Consider the following 20,695-nt stretch of genomic DNA (forward strand, 5'->3'; position numbering starts at 1 on the left):
TGTGTGTCCATCTACAAAAGTCCGGGACACCTGTCTGCGAAATTCCGTCCGGAGGGCGACTTTTACACAGAGGTCCATTTAAGCTTTGAAAACGCTGGCGAATGGGACGTTGGCGACAAAATCAAGGTAACGCTGGAGCGTCTGCCATGACCTACCTATCCCCACGGTCATACCTCAATACGGACATGAAGGATGACGGGCAGCGCGGCTATCAACCGCAATATCACTCCGACACAGTGAACCGTTGCCCTGGTTGCGGTCGATCACACTGGCACGTTGGCCGGATAAGCGCCGAATGCGCCCACTGCGAAACAGCCCTGCCGCTGGCGATGGTGGCAAGCCAGCCCATGCAGCCGCGTTATACCGAGATTGGAGCGAAGCAATGACCCTCATAGAGAGACTTGAAGCAAGGGGAGTTGAGGGATGACAGCAAAACCATACAGCCCACAGACCCTCGCCGAACGCTGGGGTTGCAGCGATGAGAAAATTCGGCTTATGTACCGCTCCGGTGAACTGGCCGGATTCACGCTCGGGAAATTGATCCGTATTCCGGCCCATGAGGTTGAGCGATATGAATGTCTGACTGGCGACTTACCCGACACAGAGGAAAATGGGCGCTCACTTGGTCCGAAGGTGGACGAACGCTTCGAATCTCGACTGGTACGGCAGACCGAGGGCTTGCCGAAAGTCGCGCCAGTGAACTCTGGGCAGCGCGAACCCGCCCAAAGTCGGATCGGGTAGAAGATTTGTGGCCAGCCTATGTTGCCAGCAGGAAAGAGGACGGAGTGAACACCGACCGCTTCCAGTATATCTGGAAGGCGCTAAAGCCGCATTTCGGATACAAGATCGGCAGCGCAGTTACGCGAGCGGATTGCAGGGCGTACTACAGGGCGCGGAAACTGACCGGAGTGTCAGACAGTACCGTCCGGACCGAACTTGCTCTCCTGCGGGCCTGTCTCGGCTTCAAGTACGGCAAGGGCAAGACAACCATTTGGATGCCGCCAGCAGCGCCGCCCCGCGTCAAGTGGCTAACCAAGGATCAGGTGCGCGCCATTCTGGCAGCTTGCGAGACGCCACATATATCGCTTTTTATAACGCTGGCGGTCAGTACCGGCGCTCGTTCCGGCGCGATATGCGACCTGACATGGGATCGCGTGGACTTCGACAACGGCACAATCAGCTTTATACCGCCTGGACGCGTCAAGACAAACAAGGGGCGCGTGGAAGTTCCGATGAACGCCAACGCCCGAGCAGCCCTAGAGGAAGCCTACAAGGGCAGATTGACGGACTATGTTATCGAATTTCGGGGCAAGCCGGTACGCTCGCCAAAAAAGGCACTGGAAAAGCTATCTCGACAAACCGGCGTTCATTTTTCGGCCCATGTGTTCCGACACACTTGCGCGGTATGGATGGCGCAGGAAGATGTACCGATGCAGAAAATATCGCAATATCTCGGTCACACAAAAACAGCAGTGACCGAGGCTGTTTATGCACGGTACTCCCCGTCATTTATGAAGGATGCCAGCGCCGCCGTAACATGGTGATATGTACAATGGTACATCAGTCTGCTTTCAGGAATGGCGGAAATCTGGTGCTGCTGGAGAGAATTGAACTCTCGACCTCGTCATTACCAATGACGCGCTCTACCACTGAGCTACAGCAGCCGGACCATTTTGAGGTGTCGGCGACAGCCGCCCGACTGGGCGGTTTCGACCGAACCGAGGCGCTAAGACCAAATGCGTGCGATCTTGTCAAGCGGAGTTGCGTTTTTCACGGGATAATGCCATCAGAAGCCATGCCAAAACCCCAGCCGAAAACCGAAAAAAAGCGCGAGGAAGCGGAGAAAGCCGAGCGATTGGCGGCACAGTTGCGCGCCAATCTGCGTCTCCGCAAAGCCCAGGCAAAACAGATGCTGCCCGGCGAATCCGAAACCAAAGCCTAGGCCGGGAATCACAGCCTAGGCGTCAATGACCGCCCGTTCGGGCTTGATGATCTCGAATTCATCGACCGCGTCGATGAATTTTGTGGCCACCGGGGCAACCTTGTCGGTCGCGGGATCGAACCAGACATAGGTCAGCTTTACCACATTGAGCAGCTCGTCGCCGCGCAAAAGGTGGACAAGCAGAGAATAGCTGGTGCGCCCGAAGCGGGTGATCCGCACCGCGATATCAAGCAGGTCATCGGCGCGCGCCGGCGCACGATAGTCGACATCGGCATGACGCACCCAGTTGTCGCCACCAAAATGCTGCATGAAGCCACCGAGCATTTCGCCGCTTGGCTGGGTGCCGCTTTCGTCCATTAGGGCGCGCATATATTCGGTCAGGCCAATATCGGCGAAAGCCAGATAATGGGCGTTGAAGACAATGCCCTGCAGGTCGCATTCGGCATAGCGCACGCGAATCGGGGTGATCAGGCGAAAGCCCTCGCGAGGATTTTTCTCTTCTGTCATGGCGCTGGCTCTTTCCCCAGCGCCGCCTGACTGTCAACCGGCTTTGGCCGACCCATTGCAAACGGCATCGGACATATGGCCATGCGGGTCGCGGAAACGACCGGCGCAGAGGCGCTGGTCACCTCTCGGTCCTGAGGGTCAGAGCGGCGCGGTTTGGGCCTCCAGCCATTGCAGCGCGTCGCCTTCCAGCTGTGGCGCAATCAGCGCGCGAACCTTGGCATGATAGTCGTCGACCCACTGGCGCTGGTTCTGCGAGAGCATGTCGACGGCTATCAGCTTGCGCTCGAGCGGCGCGAAGGTCAGCGTCTCGAAGCCGAGCATGGTCTGTTCGCCGCCTTCGATCTCCCTTTCCTCGACGAGAAAGAGATTCTCGATGCGGATGCCGAATTCGCCCGCCTTGTAATAGCCCGGTTCGTTGGACAGGATCATGCCCGGCTGCAGCGCTTCGTTGAGGCCGCCAAAGCTGGCGATCCGCTGTGGCCCTTCGTGGACGGAGAGATAGCTGCCCACACCGTGACCGGTGCCATGCCCGTAGTCCACACCATCGGCCCAGAGATATTGCCGCGCCAATATGTCGAGCTGGCCGCCGGTGGTACCCTTGGTAAACACCGCCTGGTCGAGTGCGATATGGCCCTGCAGCACCTGCGTGTAACGCTTGCGCATTTCCTCGGTCGGTTCGCCGACTGCAACCACGCGGGTGACATCGGTGGTGCCGTCGAGATATTGCCCGCCGCTATCCACCAGATAGAGCGAATTCAGCTCGATCGGCTGATTGGTTTCCTCGTTCACGCTATAATGCGGCAAGGCACCATGATCACCGGCGGCTGAAATGGTGCGAAAGGACAAGTCCTTCAGCTCCGGATTTTCCGCGCGAAATTCCCGGAGCCGTGCGGCCGCCGACAATTCGTCCAGATCGCCCTTGGGCGCTTCGCTGGCCATCCAGTGGAGGAATTTGGTCACCGCCGCGCCATCGCGCTTTTGCGCTGCCTTGTGGCCGGCAATTTCGGTTTCATTCTTGATCGCCTTGGCGAGAATGGTCGGATCGCGGTCCTTGACGATGGTTGCTCCGGCCTTGTCGAGCGATTCGAAAATGGCGGCCACGGAACGCTCCGGATCGACGGCAACGGTTTTACCCGACATATCCGACAGGGCATCGGCGAGCTCGTCATAGTCGCGGATCTCGACATGGTTGCCGAGATGTTCGCGGACCGCGTCGGTCAGCTTTTCCGGCGCAACAAAGAGAGTGGCGGTCTCGTCCGCGCGGACGATTCCATAGGCCAGCGGCACCGGGGTATTGGCAATGTCCTTGCCGCGCACATTGAAGAACCAGGCGACGGAATCCAGCGCCGCAATGACAGTGGCATCATACCCCTTGTCGTTGAGCCATGCCGCAACATCCGCGCGCTTGTCCCGCGCTGATTTTCCGGCATATTGATCGGGATGTACTGCCAGCTTCTCGGGCGAGCGCCCGGGCTGATCTTCCCAGATCGTATCGACCGGATTATTTTTCACGGCGATCAGCTCCGCGCCGGATTTGGTCAGTGCCTTGCTGGCCGTCTCGGCCCATTCGCGAGTGTGCAGCCAGCTGTCATAACCGATTGTGGAGCCGTCCGGCGCGTTGGCGGCGAGCCATTCGTGCGGTTTCTGATCCGCCACATTGACATATTCGTACAGATTGCCGTCGACCTGGTCGCGGACCTGCACGACATAGCGGCCGTCGATGAACATCGCCGCCTTGTCCTTCAGCACGATCGCCGAACCGGCCGAACCGCCAAAGCCGGTCAGCCAGGCCAGTCGCTGCGCATATTCGCCGACATATTCGCTCATATGCTCGTCACAGATCGGGACGACAAAGCCGTCGAGACCGTCTTTTCCCATTTGTTCCCGCAACGCCTTGAGGCGGGCTTCGTAAGTAGACATCAACATCGCCGAGCAAACTCCTTGAATTAGCTTATGGTGGAACACATAGGAGTTCCGAGACCCGTTCGCCACCTAAATCCGGTTGGAGTAATATAGAGAATATGACCAAAAAGCTCACTCGTCCGCCATTTGCAGAACAGCGGCCCCATAGCTACGAACGGCACGGATATGTCGTCAATGACCCGTGGCACTGGCTGAAAGACGAGCGATATCCGGTGGTCGAGGACGAGGATGTGCTCGCTTATCTGAAGGCGGAAAACCAGTGGTTCGAACAAAATATGACGGATCGTAAGCCGCTGACCCAATCGCTTTTTCAGGAAATGAAGGCGCGGATCAAGGAAGACGACAGCTCGGTGCCGCAAAAGGATGGCGACTGGCTCTATTGGAGCAAGTTCGAAGAAGGCATGCAATATCGCCAGCATTGGCGCAAGGCGGTCTCGGGCGGTGAAGACCAGTTGATGCTGGACGAAGATGTTCTGGCGGACGGCAAGGAATATTTTCGTCTGGGCGCGGCTTCGGTATCCCCCGACGGCCGCCTGCTGGCCTATTCCTATGACGACAATGGATCGGAGCGGTTCGAGGCACGGATCAAGGACCTGTCGAGCGGCGAGCAGCTGCCCGATGTCATCCCCGGCACCCTGTCGAGGCTGGTCTGGTCCGCGGATTCCAAAATGTTGCTCTATGGCCTGGCCAATGAACAGTGGCGCACCGACAATGCCCGGCTCCATGTTCTGGGCACCGACATTGGCGATGATGTGGAGCTGTATCACGAGGATGACGAGGGCTTCCGTGTCGGCATCGGCCTGACCCAGTCGGAAAAATATATCGTGATCTCGACCGGTGATCACGAAACCAGTGAAGTGCGGCTGGTGCCCACCGACAACCCGCTGGCCGAACCGATCCTGGTCTCAGCGCGCAAGGTCGGTCGCGAATATGAAGTCGAGGAGCATGATGGCATGCTCTATATCCTGACCAATGACGAGCATGTGAATTTCCGGCTGGCAACGGCACCGGTCACGGATCCCGACAACTGGTCAACCCTGATTGCCGGATCGGACGAATTTTATCTCACCGATGTCTGCACTTTCAAGGACTTTTACGTGACCGAAGGCCGCGAGAATGGCCTCGATCAGATCGAAATCCGTTCCTATGCCGATCCCGCCAAGGTCGAGCGCATCGCTTTTCCCGAGGCGAGCTACAGCGCCGGGTTGAGCGATAATCCGGAATATGATGTCGCCAAGCTGCGGCTCAGCTATGATTCGATGGTCACGCCGGACACGGTCTTCGATTACCATTTGTCCGACCAGTTGCTCGAAACGCTCAAGGTTCAGGAAATCCCTTCCGGCTATGATGCCAGCCAATATGTCACCGAGCGGCTGATGATCGAAGTGCGCGACGGTACGATGGTGCCGGTGTCGCTGGTCTATCGCAAGGAGAGCAAGGTCGACGGCAGCGCGCCGCTCCACCTCTATTCCTATGGCGCTTATGGCTATGCCGTGCCGCCCAGCTTCTCCACCACGCGTCTCAGTCTGGTCGATCGCGGCTTCGTCTATGCCATTGCTCATATCCGCGGCGGCGATGATCTGGGCCGCAACTGGTATCTTGACGGCAAGCTGACCAAGCGGACCAATACATTCAACGATTTTGTCGATGTCGCCAGGGGCCTGATTGCCAAGGGCTATACCAGTGAGGGCCGGATCACCGCCTCGGGCGGCTCTGCCGGCGGCGAACTGATGGGGGCAATCGTCAATAGCGATCCCGAACTATGGGGCGCCATTGTGGCCCACGTACCGTTTGTCGATGTGCTCAACACGATGCAGGATGAAAGCCTGCCGCTGACCCCCGGTGAATGGCCGGAATGGGGTAATCCGATAACCGACAAGACGGCTTTTGAATATATCCGCAGCTATTCCCCTTATGACAATGTGACGGCGCAGGCCTATCCGCCGATGCTGATCACCGGCGGGCTCAACGATCCCCGCGTGACCTATTGGGAGCCGGCCAAATGGACGGCCAGGCTGCGCGCAACCAAGTCCGATGACAATATCTTGTTGCTCAAGACCAATATGGGCGCGGGCCATGGCGGCAAGTCGGGGCGCTGGAACGCACTGGAAGAAACCGCCGAGGAATTTGCTTTCATCCTCTGGCAAATGGGGATGGCCGAGTGACACCACCGGAATCGGCCTTCACTCTGGCGATCACCGCCCGGCCGGACGACATAGACGAGCTCGGCCATGTCAATAACGCCGTCTGGGTGCGCTGGATCCAGGATTTGGCAACCGCACACTGGAATGCGATTGCGCCGGGGGATGCCATAGATCGCTATATCTGGGTCGTGACCCGGCACGAGATCGACTATCGCGGCAATGTCGCGGTCGGAGAAACGGTGACCGGCCACACCTGGATTTCCGAACCGCCCAAGGGCGCGCGTTTCTGGCGCAATGTTCGCTTCACGGGTCCCGACGGCAAGATCAGGGTGGTCGCCAAAACCAATTGGGCCATTATCGACAGGGAAAAGGGCCGCGCGGTGCGTGTCCCGTCAGACCTCGCGGACCTGTTTCTGAACGATTAGGGCGCCGGTATCGGCGCCGTTGGCGCCAAGGGCGAAGGCTGATCCACTTTTGCCCCTTCGGCGGTACGCAATTGCTGCGGCTCGAGTATCGCTGCGGTCTCGATGACATCGAGCGCCCGCCGCGCTTCATTATAGCGACGCGCCTTTTCCATCCATTGCAACGCGTCTTCGTCCTTCTCGACTCCCGCCAATTTCTCGACCTCCGCAATCGCAGCATCGACATTGCCGGTTTCGACATAGCGCTTTGCCCGAATCAGCCGCTGTTGCGGGGCCGGCGATGGGGTCCCTTCGCGACGGATCACGAACAGTTCGGACAGTTCCCGCTGGAAGTCGGCCCAGAAGCCTGCACCGCTGGGACCGGCCATCAGCGTCGGCCCCAATTCGTCCAGTCCTGCTGACAATTCTTCCAGCGTCACCGGCTGACGGGAGGCGTTGACAATCGTCGTCACAGCCTTGGGCTGGGCATCCCCGAAACGGAGCCTCAACTGCGGATCAATATACCCAAGCGGCGATCCGCGATCCAGCGCACGACGCGCGGCAAAAGCGATCAGCAAGCCCTCGGCCCTGGCTGCATTGCCTGACGCGGCCTGCGCCTGCACATTGATCCGTGACAATCGATCCTCGAGATCGGCGACGCGCACGGCCAGCGCCCGCTCGAGATCGGGGGTCAGGGTCGGTGCAGGACTGGCCTCGGCGGCTTGCGAAGGCGCTGGCAGGACGCTGCCATCGGCATCGATCCGGTTGGCCAGCGCGGTTGCCGGATCGGGCGTAGCTGGCGTGCCCGTGCCGTTCGAAACCGCAGCAGTTTCGGTGTCGGAAGCGCTGTCGAAGGGGTTGTACCGGGACAGTATCCATCCCGTCAAAATCGCTCCACCGATAAATGCTATCACCATCAAAATCAGTATGTTACGCGTCATATTGCTTTTGCCAGCCGATGGCGAAAGCCTTTCATAATCGCGACTCATTCCGGCTTCCCTTCCCGGCCCGGCCTTCCGGCGGACCAAATATTCTCATTCACCTTGGCATAGTCGGGTCGCCAGAGACAGTAAAGACTCGTCATCCGGACGGTCCGCGACCTGCAGGCTTTTCCATCCGGCACCTGCCGCGGCAGCAACTTTTGCGGAGAAGGCCAGTATATGATGCGGGCCCGGCTCCATGTGCAACCGTTCGAGTTCCGCAACGAGATGCCTCGCCGCACGCGCCGAGTGCAGAAGCACCACCGTTTCCTGCTTCAGGCAGGCGACGGCTTTCTCTCCCAAAGCGATAGCCCGCGAACGGTATACTGGAACGACTGTCATCTCCCGCTCGCCCGGATCGAGCGCGCTATGCTGTTCGCCGGCCAGCCACAATAGCCGGCGGCAACGGTCGGCCTGCAGATCATCCAGCAACTGCTGCCCACTGGATGTGCCGGTTTCAGAGACATGAAATCCGGCATTCGCGGCAGCCTGGGCGGTCGCCCGTCCGACGGCCAGAACCGGAAGTGCTCTATAGGATTTCAGGCAGTCTCCTGCATGAGTCACGGCATTGGCACTGGTCAGCATCAAGCCGTCAAAATCCTCCGGCACCGGATAGGACCATGGGATCGGCTCGACCGTGAACAGCGGATCGACCACCACCGCCTGCAGCCCCAGATATCTTGCCCGCTGCTCGGTTTGCAGCGCGCCATCGAGCGGCCGGAGGATCAGCAGCGGTAACGTCATCGGCCAAATATGGCCTTGAGCTCCGCACTGGCCTGCCCCAGCAGCTTGTCAGCCAATATGCCGGGGGCAGTGACATTGCCGGTATCAAAACTGGAATCCCCCTGGATATGCTCCGATCCGTCGGGAAGCAGGATCTCTGCCCGCAGATGAACGGTCGATCCGTCAATCGTTGCCAGGGCGGCAACCGGACTGTGGCAATCCGCCGTCAACTGCTTGAGAAACAGGCGTTCGGCGATGACCGCACGAAATGTATTCGTCGAGGATATCGCGTGCATCAGCTTGCGGACGTGCGGGTCGCTGGACCGGGCTTCGATACCAATCGCGCCCTGTGCTGGCGCGGGCAGCATAATCTCGTCTGATATCTCATGGCCCACATCCTCCATATCGAGACGTTTCAGACCGGCGGCAGCCAACAGGGTCGCATCATATTCCCCGCTCTCTATTTTCTGCAGCCGGGACTGCACATTGCCGCGGATCAGGCGAATATCCAGATCGGGTCTCTGTCGCAAAAGCTGCGCCTTGCGCCGCGGGGATGCGGTGCCGACAATAGCTTTTTCCGCCAGGGCGTCGATCGAATCCGCTCCGACCAGCCGATCATGGATATCGGCCCGTTCCAGCATTGCGGCGAGAATGAACTCCTCCGACCGGATGGTTTCCACATCCTTCATGCTGTGCACCGCACAGTCGATCTCGCCGTTGCCGAGCGCGTGATCCAGTTCCTTGGTCCACAAGGCCTTGCCACCGACATCGGCAAGCGCGCGATCCTGTATCTTGTCGCCCGTAGCGACCATCGGCACCAGTTCGACCTGATCCGATCGCCAGCCATGGGTGGAAAGCAACGCATTAGCCGTCATTTGCGCCTGCGCCATCGCCAGCGGGGATTGACGCGTACCGATACGCAAGGGTCGGTCCAGACCGGCGAGATTCTCTTTTTTGGCGTTTTCATTCATGATAGCGCTTGTCCTAATGGCTTGAGCGCCTAAGTAAAAGCGTCATGAGCCTGATCTTGGGAATTGAATCCAGCTGCGACGAAACGGCAGCCGCGCTAGTCACGTCTGATCGCGAGATTCTGGCGCATAAACTGGCTGGGCAAGAGGCGGAACATGCGCCCTATGGCGGAGTCGTCCCTGAAATCGCTGCGCGCGCGCATGCCGAGATTCTCACGCCCCTTATCGCTGCAGCTCTCGATGAAGCAGGAAAATCGCTGGATGACGTCGATGCGATTGCCGCGACCGCCGGCCCCGGCCTGATCGGCGGAGTGATGGTCGGTCTGGTCACCGGCAAGGCGCTGGCCATGGCCGCGAACAAGCCGCTGATCGCCGTCAACCATCTGGAAGGCCACGCGCTATCCCCGCGTCTGGTCAACCCGGATCTCGACTTTCCCTATCTGCTGATGCTGGTGTCCGGCGGCCATTGCCAGATTTTGCGGGTCGAGGGACCGGGCGAATATCGCCGGCTGGCAACAACCATCGACGATGCGGCCGGTGAAGCATTCGACAAGACCGCCAAGATACTTGGTCTTGGCTATCCCGGCGGACCAAAGGTGCAGGCGCTTGCCGAACAGGGCGATGCCAAGGCGGTCCCCCTGCCCCGCCCCTTGCTCAGGTCGAAAGAACCGCATTTCTCCTTTGCCGGCCTGAAAAGCGCAGTGGTCCGCGCCCATCAAAGCGGCGCGCACCGGCCGGAAGATATTGCTGCATCCTTCCAGCAGGCGGTGGTCGATTGCCTGCGCGACCGGCTGGAGAAGGCCATTGGCGATCATGGTAGTTGCGCCCATCTCGTGGTTGCGGGCGGAGTCGCGGCCAACACGCCGATCCGCGCCATGCTCGAAGAGGTCGCCGGGGAGCATGACATGGTCTTCACGGCGCCGCCGCAATGGCTGTGCACCGACAATGCGGCCATGATTGCCTGGGCGGGTGCCGAACGCTTTGCTGCCGGCCTGACCGATCCGCTGGATTTTGTCGCGAAACCACGCTGGCCGCTCGATCCGACAGCGGAAAAGGCGCGTGGCGCGGGAGTGAAGGCATGACCGGTCCAAAAGCAAAAATTGGCGTCATCGGCGCGGGTGCCTGGGGCACGGCGCTGGCGCAAGTTCTGTCCGAAGATCAGGACGAACTGCTGCTCTGGACCCGCGAGCCCGAGGTTATCGACCAGATCAACTTGACTCATGAGAATAAGTCATTCCTGCCGGGGCACCGCCTCCGCAACAGCATAAAGGCGACACAGGATTGGGATGCAATCGCGGCCTGTGACGTTCTGCTCCTCGTGACCCCGGCGCAACATTTGCGCGCAACCCTCCAGGCTTTGCCCGTTACCGGAGCGGCCCTGATCCTCTGCTGCAAGGGGATCGAGGCGCGAAGCCGGTTGCTGCTCAGCGAAGTCGCCAAGATTGTCCGACCGGACAACGAGCTGGCGGTATTGTCCGGCCCGACATTCGCCCATGAAGTGGCGCAAGGCCTGCCTACGGCGCTGACCCTAGCCTGTGAAAGCGAGGCTCTGTGGGAAAGGCTCAAACCGCTGATCGCCAAGCCGCGTTTCCGTCCCTATTATTCGGACGATATTGTCGGCGCGGAAATTGGCGGCGCGGTCAAGAATGTACTGGCGATCGGCTGTGGCGTGGTAGACGGCGCCGGCCTCGGTCAAAATGCCCGCGCCTCCCTGATCAGTCGTGGCTTTGCCGAAATGCTCCGCTACGGCGCAGCGCGCGGTGCCCGGTCCGATACTTTAGCCGGTCTCTGCGGTCTCGGCGATCTCGTGCTGACCTGCTCCTCGACCAGTTCGCGCAATTTCTCGCTCGGTCGCGGACTGGGCGAAGGCCAGTCGGCCGACACGCTTTTGTCCGACCGGACCACGGTTGCCGAAGGCGCATCGACGGCTCCTGTCCTTCAGCAGGATGCCAAGGCGCGTCAGATCGACATGCCGATTGTTGACGCGGTTTGCGCGCTGCTAGCTGGGCAAGCCGATGTTCAGTCTGTAGTCACCCAGCTCATGAAAAGGCCGCTGGTTTCCGAACGCAGATAGACCGGCGAGCCATGATGATGACAAATTCCCGAAACTGCTATAGACAGCTGGTCTTGGAGCGGACCAGCCGGAGAGCGATTTGAACAGTCCTGAACCATCAGGCACGGCTGGTGCACCGCCACGCGATGGCGATATCCCTGCCGACAAGAGCAAGGATGATATTGCCGCGCTCGCAAAAGGCGGACGGACCAATATCTTCGGCTTTTTGCTGCGCCTCGCCGCGCGTCTGCCCTTTCTGTTCATCGCCGGCCGTATCTACGGCGCAGAAGCGCTCGGCCGTTTTGCCTATGCGATACTGGTGGTCGAGTTTGCCGCCCAGCTGGCGACTCTCGGGCTGAAGCGCGGGCTGGCAGCACAGTTGAGCAGGACCCAGAGACCGCATGTTCATGTGGTCTGGGACGGGCTGCTGGTCAGCTTTCTGGCCTCGGCAGTCGCGGCCGGCATATTGATCGCCTTTCCGTTCATCATGTTTCCCAATAGTGAAATCAACGGCCTCGACCGGTTTTTGCCGCTGGTCATTTTCACGGTTGTCGGAGCCGATATCGCACTCGCCGCGCTCGCCTATCGCTACGACATTGCCTCTACCGTACGGGCACGCTCGATTGTCGAACCATGGACGATCAGCATCGCCGCCTTTCTCTTTTCCTATTATTCGCTGCGTGACGGCCTGATCCTTTCCTATGTTGTGTCCATGATCGCCGCGCTGCTGGCTTCGCTCTGGCCGCTGTTCAAAAGCTATGGCCTGCCTCACGGCTGGCGGCCGGAGCCACTGAAAATCGCCAGGATGGCGCGCCGCAACATGCCGCTTGCCGCTGCCGATGCTGCAGAATGGGGATCGCGCCGGCTTGATCTCGCCATACTCGGCCTTTTTGCCTCTCCCGCGATCGTCGGAATCTATTATATCGCCCAGCAGGTGGCGAGCCTGCCGCAGAAGCTCAAGACCAGTTTCGATCCCATTCTGGGCCCTGTCATCACCCGCAATCTGGAGGCAGGCAATATGAAGGCTATCGCCAGCCAGGTCAGCCAGGTCGGTTTCTGGATCATTGCCGCCCAGGTCGGCATTGCGCTGGCTCTGGCGATCCCGGGCGAAGCCGTGATGGGCCTGGTCGGACCCGGATTTGTCGGCGGCACCGGTGCGCTGGCGTTCCTGCTGGCCGCGGAAGCCGTGGCGGCCACCGCCGTGGTCAGCGAATCCGCGCTGGTCTATATCGCTCGCCACCGCAATCTTCTGATCTCGCTATCCATGCTGCTGTTGCAGGCTGCGCTCAGCGTCGCCTTCATCCAGATCTGCGTCTATCTCGAACTGGGCCCCCTGTTCCAGGCGGCGGCGGTTGCCGCGGCGCTGATGGTGGCACTCGCTTATGCCTCGGTGGTGAAGGCCATTTTTCTGTCGAAACTGCTCGACGCGCCGGTCAATGGCTGGCGCTGGACGCTGCTGATCGCCATTGGTGTCGCCAGCGCGGTCGGCTATCTCGCGACCCGCCTGCCTGAATGGGCGGAACTGATCATCGGCATACCGATGATCCTGGGCAGCTACGCCTGGGTCATATGGAAATGGGGCTTTGGTCCGGAAGACCGGAAGCTTTTCAAGATGAAAAGCTGATTAGCCCAGCCGTTTTTCCACCAGTGCCCGCAGATCCGCTTCCGGACGCGCGCCATAATGGGAGATGACTTCCGCAGCGGCTATCGCGCCGATGGTCAGACATTCGTCCATCGGCCGTTCTTCGATATAGCCGCTCAGGAAACCGGCGGCAAAAAGATCGCCGGCGCCGGTCGTGTCGACAATCTGGTCAACGGGCTCGGCTGCGACAGCGGTTGTCTCGCCGTCTCGAACCGCGATTGCCCCTTTCTCGCTACGCGTAACCACCAATGTCTCGACCTTGGCAGCCGTCTGCGCGACCGCAGCATCGAAATCCTCGGTTTCGGCTAGCATCATGATTTCCGCTTCATTGGCGAAAAGAATATCGATCTTGCCGCCATCGATCAGGCCGACAAATTCCTCCCGGTGCCGGTCGACGCAAAATGTATCGGACAGGGTGAAGGCGACTTTCCGGCCATTTTCCCGGGCGATGTCGATCCCCAGCGCCATGGCGGCCTTCGGCTCCTCGGCATCCCACAGATAGCCTTCGAGATAGAGGATCGCGCCGCTGGCGATCAGGTCGGCATTAACCGCGGCCGGCGGCAGAAATTGCGAGGCACCAAGAAACGTGTTCATTGTCCGCTGCGCGTCCGGCGTGACAAAAATCAGGCAGCGCGCCGTCGGTGGCTCCTTGCCCAGTGGCGGCACGTCAAAGTCGATCCCGGTTGCGCGGATATCGTGAGCGAAAACCTCGCCAAGCTGGTCATCCGCCACTTGCGCGATCAGCGCGCACTGGCGCCCCAGGGTGGACGCCCCGGCCAGCGTATTGGAACCGGAACCGCCGCTGATTTCGCGCGCGGGCCCCATGTCGCGGTATAATTCCTGCGCCCTGTCCGCATCGATCAGCGCCATGCTACCCTTGACCAACTGCTCTTCTTCGAGAAATTCGTCGCTCGACTGGGAGATTACATCGACAATCGCATTGCCGATGGCGACGATATCATAGCGGGCTTCGGTGGTCATAAATATACCTTCGGGCTGGTTGCTCTATTTGAGGCTCGTTAGGGATTTGGCTCTGGACCATCAAGCAGAATTGACGCCGGATCGGCAATCATGACATGATGGAAGAATGATAGAGGCCTTCATCCGCGCGCTCGCGCAGCTCACCGACCGCAAGACACTGGTGATCCTGCTGAAGGTCGTCCTGCTGACCGTCCTGCTATTCGCACTGTTCGGTATTATGGCCTATTTCGGGCTGCATTGGCTTTTCGCATGGCTGGGCTGGGCCGAAGGCGGGTTCGCGGCAGCGGCCGCCGCCGCGATCATCGCCATCCTGACCGGTGTCCTGTTGTTCCGGATCGTCGCCATATTCGTGCTCAACATCTTTTCGGACGACATCGTCGATGCGGTAGAGCGGCGATATTATCCGGAACGGGCCGAGCGGGCGAAACCGCCCGGCTATGCGACGGGCATCCGGATGGGGCTTGCATCTGCCGGCCGTGCGCTGGGCTATAATATCCTGGCGATCCCCCTCTATGTGCTGCTGCTGGTGACCGGTGTCGGTGTACCGATTGCCTTTTTCACCATCAACGCCATATTGCTCGGCCGCGACCTGCAGGACATGGTCGCAGCCCGCCATGTCGAGGATTATCGAAACCTGTCGGCGGAATGGAGCCTGCCCAAGCTACAGCGGTTCATTCTGGGGCTGATCGCCGCCCTGCTGCTCGCGGTTCCCTTCGTCAATTTTCTTGCGCCGGTTCTGGCAGCCGCTATGGCTAGCCATCTGGTGCACGGGAAGAAGAAAGAATGATCCGCATGAAAGCCAAATTTCTGGTCCTGTTCAGCCTGCCTGCGCTGGCCGCCTGCGCCTCGACCGCCACGACCCCAAGAAGCACGGGCTTGCCCGCTGTATCGGGATCGCCGCTCAACAATGTGGCAGGGCTGGAAATCGTGATGGGCAAGACCGCCGATCAACTGACCCGGCTGTTTGGCAATCCCCAGCTCGATATATCGGAACCACCTGCGCGAAAACTGCAATTTTCAAGCGGGGCCTGTATCCTCGACGCCTATCTCTATCCGCAGGAACGCGGCGGAACCCAGCGAGTGACCCATATTGACACCCGCCGCAGCGATGGTGCGGCGGTCGACCGGGCGAGCTGCGTCAATGCGCTAAGGCTGCGCTGATGCAATCTGGTCAAGCGCCCAGCCGGCCGCTTCCCGGATCACTTCATCCGCGTCATCCAGAAGCGCCCGAGCCGGCGCGATCAGATTGGCATCGCCACTGTTCCCGGCAGCGATAAGCGCGTTGCGTACCATGCGGTTGCGGCCGGTCCGCTTGATCGGTGATCCGGAAAACACCTGACGAAAATCGGCATCGTCAAGGGCCAGAATGTCGGCAAGCGCCGGCGCGGCCAGTTCCGCACGCGGCAGGAAGGCCCTGTTCGCCGCACCAGCCTTTGCAAATTTGTTCCACGGGCAGACCGCGAGGCAATCATCACAGCCGTAGATATGATTGCCGATCGCCTTGCGATACTGGAGTGGGATCGGCCCCTTGTGCTCGATTGTCAGATAGGAAATACAGGCCCGCGCATCGAGCTGATAGGGCGCGGGGAACGCCCCTGTCGGACAGATATCCTGACAGGCCGAGCAACTGCCGCAGCGGTCCCGTCCCGGTTCCGAAGGCGCCAGATCGAGCGTCGTATAAATTGCTCCGAGAAACAGCCAGCTGCCATGGTCGCGGCTGACGATATTGGTGTGCTTGCCCTGCCAGCCCAGACCGGCGGCCTCGGCCAGCGGCTTTTCCATGACCGGCGCGGTATCGACAAAGACCTTCACTTCACAGGCGGCCTGCTCGACCAGCCAGCGGGCGGTGCGCTTGAGCGCGCTTTTCACCACGTCATGATAATCCTTGCCCTGCGCATAGACCGAAATCCGTCCGTGATCGGAAATCTGCTCCAGCGCGAAAGGGTCGGTTGCGGGCGCGTAGCTCATGCCCAGCATGATGACTGTTTGCACTTCCGGCCACAACGTGGCCGGATCAGACCGCTCGTCCGCCCGGTTGACCATCCAGAGCATGTCTCCCTGGCGCCCCTCCTCCAGCCATTGCCGGAGGCGCAGCCCGGTTTTCGGCGCCAGCCTTGCCGGAGCGATGCCGACTGCGGCAAAGCCTTCTTCCGTTGCCCTGTTTTCCAACGCTTTGGTCAATCTTAACTTGTCATCCGGCATAGGCTGTCCCTATCAAACAGTAACGCCCGATATGAAAGCCGTAAATGCACGCACCCCAATCCGAATTTGCCATCGAGGCCCGCCATATCGTCAAGAGATTTGACGGCGAGACGGCTGTTGACGGCATTGACCTGACCATAAGCAAAGGCAGCATATTCGGCATATTGGGACCGAATGGTGCGGGCAAGACCACGACATTGCGGATGTTGCTGGGGATTATCGACCCCGACGAGGGCGAGCGTTTTCTGCTCGGATCTCGGGACCCGATTTCCATGGCCCATCAGGTTGGCTATTTGCCGGAAGAGCGCGGCCTCTATCAATCGATGAAGGCCTTTGACGCAATCGCCTTCATGGGCGCGCTCCGCGGATTGCCGCTGGCCGAAGGCCGCAAGCGCGGGCGGTCGATGTTGGAAGAGCACGGACTGGGCGATGCGGCCGACAAGCAGATCCGGCAATTGTCCAAGGGCATGGCACAAACCGTCCAACTCCTCGGGACACTGGTGCACGACCCCGATCTGATCATTCTCGACGAGCCCTTCTCCGGTCTGGACGCGCTCAACCAGGGCAAGCTGGAACGGCTGATCCGGGCACAGGCAGACAAGGGCGTTACGGTGATTTTCTCGACCCATGTGATCGCGCATGCCGAGCGCCTGTGCGAAGAAATTGCCATTGTCGCCGAAGGGAAAATTCCGTTCAAAGGCAAAGTCTCCACAGCCCGCGACCGGCTGCGCCCGCAAGTCCATCTCGAGACCCGCAATCTGGAAGGCCCCTGGCGCGCCGCCATTCCGGCCGACTGTACGCCGCTGGGTCGCAATTGGCATTTCACTCTGCCGGAGAGCGGTGTCGAGCCGCTACTGCATGCACTGGTAGAAGGCGGTGCCGGGATTGAGTCCCTGTCGATCGAGCGTCCCGGCCTGCACGATGCCTTTGTCCAGATCGCCGGCGAAGCGGCCGCCCGAAAGATGGATGAAGATGCCGCCGAGAATGAGAGGGGCGCAGCAGCATGATCGAGACCATCCGCGCCGCGTTCGTCATCGCCCGCCGCGATTTTAGCGCGATCATTTTTTCCAAATCCTTCTTTTTCTTCCTGCTGGGACCGCTGTTTCCGATCGGCATTGCCATCTTGGCCGGTGGCTTGGGCCAGCAGGTGTCCCGGGACATAGACAGTCCGATCATCGGCGTGGCGATGAGCCCGGGCGACGCCGACATATTGCAGACAGCGCGCTCGCGATTGGCGGAGAATCTCGGTCCGAAGTTCATGCCGGAACTGATCGCGCTCAATGATGTGTCGGGACAGGACGCTGACATCGCCGCGAAGCTGGACAGCGAGCAATCGCTGACCGCCATTCTCTCCGGAACAATTGCATCACCGGAACTGACCGGCTCGGAAAGGGACGTACAACGCTGGGAGGGCAGTATAGCCTTGCTTGCCGAAACCGCCTTCGCTCAGCCAGCCGCGATCGAAATCAGGACGACATTCGTCGAGCAGACACTGAATGCCAGCGGCCGAAACCGACTGATGACCGCTCAGGCCGGTCAGGCAATCTTGATCCTGCTCACCATGATCCTCGCCGGCATGGTGCTGTCTAATCTGGTCGAGGAAAAGACCAACAAGATCATCGAAATTCTCGCCGCCGCCATTCCGATGGATGCCATATTCCTCGGCAAGCTCTTTGCCATGCTAGGAATGGCGCTTGTCGGTATCACCGTATGGAGTCTGATGGGATTTTCGGCCGCACTGCTGCTTGGCGGAAACTGGAGCGCGATACCCTCCCCCGCTGTCGGCTGGCCAATATTTGGCCTGTTGCTCATCGTCTATTTCTCCATGGCCTATCTGCTTCTCGGCTCCCTGTTTCTCGGGATCGGGGCCATGGCGACCACCGTCCGGGAAGTGCAAACCCTCTCCATGCCTGTGACCATGGGGCAATTGCTTGTCTTCTTTCTCGCCTATTCCTCGATTACCAAGCTCGGTGAACCGGTCGAATGGTTTGCCGTTCTCTTCCCGTTCAGCTCGCCCTTCGCGATGATTGCGCGGGCGGCGCAGATGGATAATATCTGGCAACATGGTCTGGCGCTGGCATGGCAGGCTGTTTTCACGATCATCATCATCCGTTTCTCGGTGATGCTGTTCCGCCGCAATGTGATGAAATCCGGGCAAGCGGCGCGCAAGAAGGGGATGCTCGCCCGAGTCACCGGAAAATAGTCACAGGATTCACGGCATTTGCCGAAAAGACATTGACATTGTTGTTAATAGAGGCAGATTGAACGGGTTTTGAAACGAAACCGATTGCTGACACAAGCAACGGCAGGAGAGACTTATGGCATCCGTTCCTCAGATTGACCTCGATAATTTGACCACTTCGCCCACGGCCGACGAGGCACTGGAGCAATGGTACAAGCGCAATCCTCCCGTCACCGATGGTGATCCCAACCCCTGGGATGTCAGCCGCGCGGAACTGTACAGCAAGGATCTCTGGCGCAAACCCTTTGCAGAGATGCGCGAACAGGCACCGATTAACAAGATTGAAGGCGGCGTTCATGGCGACTTCTGGAATATAACCACCTACAAGCCGATCCAGCATGTCGAGGCCCTGCCGGATATTTATTCGTCCGATGTTTCCCAAGGCGGCATCACCATCGCGGAACCCGACTTCGATGATTCAGATTTTCAGTTGCCGATGTTCATCGCCATGGATCGCCCGAAACATACCGGACAGCGTCGCACCGTGGCCCCGGCTTTCACCCCGACCGAAATGCAGCGGATGGAAGCGGAAATCCGCCAGCGTACGGCCGAAGTGCTCGACAGTCTGCCCTGGGGCGAAAAATTTGACTGGGTCGACAAGGTCTCGATCGAACTGACCACTGGGATGCTGGCCATTCTTTTCGGCTTCCCATGGGAAGACCGCCGGCTACTGACCTTCTGGTCGGACTGGGCCGGCGATGTCGAACTCTCGGTTGCCGAAGACCTGACCGAACAGCGTCGGCAGATCCTTTTTGAAATGGGTGCCTATTTTACCAAGCTCTGGAACGAGCGGGTCAATGCAGAACCGACACCCGACCTGATCTCGATGATGATCCATTCGGAACATATGCGCGATATGGACCATATGGAATTCATGGGCAATCTGGTGCTGTTGATCGTTGGCGGCAATGACACGACCCGCAATACCATGTCCGGTGTGGCCTACGGTCTCGGCCAGTTCCCCGAGGAACGGAAAAAGCTACAGGAAAACCCCGACCTCATTCCCAATGCGGTGCAGGAAATCATCCGCTGGCAGACCCCGCTCGCCCATATGCGGCGAACCGCTCTGGAAGATCACGACCTGTTCGGCAACCAGATCAAGAAGGGCGACAAGGTTGTCCTCTGGTATATCTCCGCCAACCGCGACGAAGAAGTTTTCCCGGAAGCCGACAAGATCAAGGTCGACCGTGAAAACGCGCGGCGCCATCTCGCCTTCGGTTATGGTATCCACCGCTGTGTCGGCGCCCGTCTGGCCGAATTGCAAATCCGGATTCTGCTCGAAGAAATGCACAAGCGCCGCATGCAGGTCAATCCGACCGGCAAGCACCGCCGTGTCCATGCCTGTTTCGTCCATGGTTTCCGCGAACTGGAAGTCGAGCTTTCCAAATATTGATCAGTTCCTGTTCAGGGACATTACTGTAACCCTTTCCCGTCCAGCTTCGAATGATTGAGGCAGAACGGAAAGGATTACAGATGAAATCACCTGATCGGCGCACTGTCATTTCCGGCACTCTGCTTGCCGCCGGCGCGATCGGCACCATCGGTCTATCCGTCCTGTTCGACAACGCAAGCGCGCGCGCCGGTGGGAAATTCCCGGTCACCCGGTCAGCCGACGAGTGGAAGCGTCGCCTCGGTCCGGCCCGCTATCGTATCTTGCGTCAGGAAGGCACCGAACGCGCCTATTCCAGTCCATTGAACAAGGAGAAACGCGAAGGCGTCTATGCCTGCGCCGGCTGCAACCTCGGGCTCTATAAATCCGCGCAAAAATATGACAGCGGCACAGGCTGGCCGAGTTTCTGGGCCCCGATTGCCAAAGATCGTGTCGGGACGACCACCGACTATAAAATCGGCTATCCGCGAACCGAAGTCCATTGCGCGCGCTGTGGCGGGCATCTCGGACATATATTCAATGATGGCCCCCGACCGACCGGCAAGCGCCATTGCATCAACGGACTGGCGCTGAAATTCATCCCTGCCTGAGGCGGGT

The 20,695-nt window shown here is 59.6% G+C and carries 21 protein-coding genes and 1 tRNA gene; 14 read left to right on the forward strand and 8 right to left on the reverse strand.

Annotated elements, in window-relative coordinates; translation table 11 throughout:
* The first annotated feature begins 423 nt into the window (after positions 1-423).
* Positions 424-741, forward strand: a complete 318-nt coding sequence (locus tag SPHFLASMR4Y_RS17130; RefSeq protein ID WP_186265898.1) for a hypothetical protein — start codon at positions 424-426, stop codon at positions 739-741.
* A 44-nt stretch (positions 742-785) separates the two neighbouring features.
* Positions 786-1,544 carry a tyrosine-type recombinase/integrase gene (locus SPHFLASMR4Y_RS08605; RefSeq protein ID WP_186265899.1) on the forward strand — a complete coding sequence of 253 codons (759 nt, stop codon included), beginning with the start codon at positions 786-788 and terminating at the stop codon, positions 1,542-1,544.
* A 45-nt stretch (positions 1,545-1,589) separates the two neighbouring features.
* On the opposite strand, the gene SPHFLASMR4Y_RS08610 is transcribed toward SPHFLASMR4Y_RS08605, so the two are convergent.
* Positions 1,590-1,664 (reverse strand) — tRNA-Thr (locus tag SPHFLASMR4Y_RS08610).
* Between the two features lie 131 nt (positions 1,665-1,795).
* Here SPHFLASMR4Y_RS08610 and SPHFLASMR4Y_RS17135 point away from each other — a divergent pair.
* Positions 1,796-1,942 carry a hypothetical protein gene (locus SPHFLASMR4Y_RS17135; RefSeq protein WP_186266114.1) on the forward strand — a complete coding sequence of 49 codons (147 nt, stop codon included), beginning with the start codon at positions 1,796-1,798 and terminating at the stop codon, positions 1,940-1,942.
* 15 nt (positions 1,943-1,957) lie between these two features.
* Here the strand turns inward: SPHFLASMR4Y_RS17135 and SPHFLASMR4Y_RS08615 are convergent, their stop codons facing one another.
* Together SPHFLASMR4Y_RS08615 and SPHFLASMR4Y_RS08620 are read right to left on the reverse strand one after the other, a co-directional pair.
* Positions 1,958-2,449: an acyl-CoA thioesterase gene (locus tag SPHFLASMR4Y_RS08615; RefSeq protein ID WP_089133172.1), complete on the reverse strand. Its 492-nt coding sequence runs from the start codon at positions 2,447-2,449 to the stop codon at positions 1,958-1,960.
* Between the two features lie 138 nt (positions 2,450-2,587).
* Positions 2,588-4,369, reverse strand: a complete 1,782-nt coding sequence (locus SPHFLASMR4Y_RS08620) for an aminopeptidase P family protein (RefSeq protein WP_089134783.1) — start codon at positions 4,367-4,369, stop codon at positions 2,588-2,590.
* A 101-nt stretch (positions 4,370-4,470) separates the two neighbouring features.
* Here SPHFLASMR4Y_RS08620 and SPHFLASMR4Y_RS08625 point away from each other — a divergent pair, with 101 nt between their 5' ends.
* Positions 4,471-6,537 (forward strand): S9 family peptidase, encoded by a 2,067-nt coding sequence (locus SPHFLASMR4Y_RS08625; protein WP_089133173.1) that lies wholly within the window; start codon positions 4,471-4,473, stop codon positions 6,535-6,537.
* Positions 6,534-6,941, forward strand: a complete 408-nt coding sequence (locus SPHFLASMR4Y_RS08630; RefSeq protein ID WP_089133174.1) for an acyl-CoA thioesterase — start codon at positions 6,534-6,536, stop codon at positions 6,939-6,941. The genes SPHFLASMR4Y_RS08625 and SPHFLASMR4Y_RS08630 overlap by 4 nt, the downstream gene beginning before the upstream one ends.
* Here the strand turns inward: SPHFLASMR4Y_RS08630 and SPHFLASMR4Y_RS08635 are convergent.
* From SPHFLASMR4Y_RS08635 to hemC, 3 genes are all read right to left on the reverse strand, one after another.
* Entirely contained in the window at positions 6,938-7,858 is a 921-nt protein-coding gene (locus tag SPHFLASMR4Y_RS08635) for an MICOS complex subunit MIC60 (protein ID WP_260806891.1), read from the reverse strand. The genes SPHFLASMR4Y_RS08630 and SPHFLASMR4Y_RS08635 overlap by 4 nt on opposite strands.
* A 93-nt stretch (positions 7,859-7,951) precedes the next feature.
* Positions 7,952-8,641, reverse strand: coding sequence for a uroporphyrinogen-III synthase (locus SPHFLASMR4Y_RS08640; RefSeq protein WP_089133176.1), 690 nt, complete (start codon positions 8,639-8,641; stop codon positions 7,952-7,954).
* Complete coding sequence (gene hemC / locus SPHFLASMR4Y_RS08645; protein ID WP_089133177.1) at positions 8,638-9,591, reverse strand: hydroxymethylbilane synthase; 954 nt, start codon at positions 9,589-9,591, stop codon at positions 8,638-8,640. Before hemC ends, SPHFLASMR4Y_RS08640 begins: the two co-directional genes overlap by 4 nt.
* Positions 9,592-9,635: 44 nt before the next feature.
* Between hemC and tsaD the strand changes: the two genes are divergently transcribed.
* The 3 genes from tsaD to SPHFLASMR4Y_RS08660 all read left to right on the forward strand — a co-directional run bounded on the left by tsaD (position 9,636) and on the right by SPHFLASMR4Y_RS08660 (position 13,265).
* Entirely contained in the window at positions 9,636-10,670 is a 1,035-nt protein-coding gene (gene tsaD, locus SPHFLASMR4Y_RS08650) for a tRNA (adenosine(37)-N6)-threonylcarbamoyltransferase complex transferase subunit TsaD (protein WP_089133178.1), read from the forward strand.
* Positions 10,667-11,662: an NAD(P)H-dependent glycerol-3-phosphate dehydrogenase gene (locus tag SPHFLASMR4Y_RS08655; protein ID WP_089133179.1), complete on the forward strand. Its 996-nt coding sequence runs from the start codon at positions 10,667-10,669 to the stop codon at positions 11,660-11,662. The genes tsaD and SPHFLASMR4Y_RS08655 overlap by 4 nt, the downstream gene beginning before the upstream one ends.
* A gap of 79 nt (positions 11,663-11,741) precedes the next feature.
* On the forward strand, positions 11,742-13,265 hold the full coding sequence (locus SPHFLASMR4Y_RS08660; protein WP_409928889.1) for a lipopolysaccharide biosynthesis protein: 1,524 nt from the start codon (positions 11,742-11,744) through the stop codon (positions 13,263-13,265).
* Here SPHFLASMR4Y_RS08660 and SPHFLASMR4Y_RS08665 read toward each other — a convergent pair whose 3' ends face one another.
* Entirely contained in the window at positions 13,266-14,264 is a 999-nt protein-coding gene (locus SPHFLASMR4Y_RS08665) for an adenosine kinase (RefSeq protein WP_089133180.1), read from the reverse strand.
* A 106-nt stretch (positions 14,265-14,370) separates the two neighbouring features.
* On the opposite strand from SPHFLASMR4Y_RS08665, the gene SPHFLASMR4Y_RS08670 reads away from it, so the two are divergent.
* Positions 14,371-15,051, forward strand: a complete 681-nt coding sequence (locus SPHFLASMR4Y_RS08670; RefSeq protein WP_089133181.1) for an EI24 domain-containing protein — start codon at positions 14,371-14,373, stop codon at positions 15,049-15,051.
* Complete coding sequence (locus SPHFLASMR4Y_RS08675; RefSeq protein ID WP_260806895.1) at positions 15,048-15,425, forward strand: hypothetical protein; 378 nt, start codon at positions 15,048-15,050, stop codon at positions 15,423-15,425. The genes SPHFLASMR4Y_RS08670 and SPHFLASMR4Y_RS08675 overlap by 4 nt, the downstream gene beginning before the upstream one ends.
* Here SPHFLASMR4Y_RS08675 and queG read toward each other — a convergent pair.
* Complete coding sequence (queG, locus tag SPHFLASMR4Y_RS08680; RefSeq protein WP_089133182.1) at positions 15,411-16,466, reverse strand: tRNA epoxyqueuosine(34) reductase QueG; 1,056 nt, start codon at positions 16,464-16,466, stop codon at positions 15,411-15,413. The genes SPHFLASMR4Y_RS08675 and queG overlap by 15 nt on opposite strands.
* Positions 16,467-16,510: 44 nt before the next feature.
* Here queG and SPHFLASMR4Y_RS08685 point away from each other — a divergent pair, with 44 nt between their 5' ends.
* The 4 genes from SPHFLASMR4Y_RS08685 (at position 16,511) to msrB (ending at position 20,688) form a co-directional block, all read left to right on the forward strand.
* Complete coding sequence (locus SPHFLASMR4Y_RS08685; protein ID WP_089133183.1) at positions 16,511-17,473, forward strand: ABC transporter ATP-binding protein; 963 nt, start codon at positions 16,511-16,513, stop codon at positions 17,471-17,473.
* Entirely contained in the window at positions 17,470-18,669 is a 1,200-nt protein-coding gene (locus tag SPHFLASMR4Y_RS08690) for an ABC transporter permease (RefSeq protein WP_089133184.1), read from the forward strand. The genes SPHFLASMR4Y_RS08685 and SPHFLASMR4Y_RS08690 overlap by 4 nt, the downstream gene beginning before the upstream one ends.
* A 115-nt stretch (positions 18,670-18,784) precedes the next feature.
* Complete coding sequence (locus tag SPHFLASMR4Y_RS08695; RefSeq protein ID WP_089133185.1) at positions 18,785-20,101, forward strand: cytochrome P450; 1,317 nt, start codon at positions 18,785-18,787, stop codon at positions 20,099-20,101.
* 80 nt (positions 20,102-20,181) lie between these two features.
* The gene (gene msrB, locus SPHFLASMR4Y_RS08700; protein ID WP_089134786.1) at positions 20,182-20,688 is read left to right on the forward strand and encodes a peptide-methionine (R)-S-oxide reductase MsrB; all 507 of its coding nucleotides are present in this window, start codon (positions 20,182-20,184) and stop codon (positions 20,686-20,688) included.
* The last annotated feature ends 7 nt before the right edge of the window (positions 20,689-20,695 follow it).

This window comes from Sphingorhabdus sp. SMR4y (assembly GCF_002218195.1).
GTDB lineage: Bacteria > Pseudomonadota > Alphaproteobacteria > Sphingomonadales > Sphingomonadaceae > Parasphingorhabdus.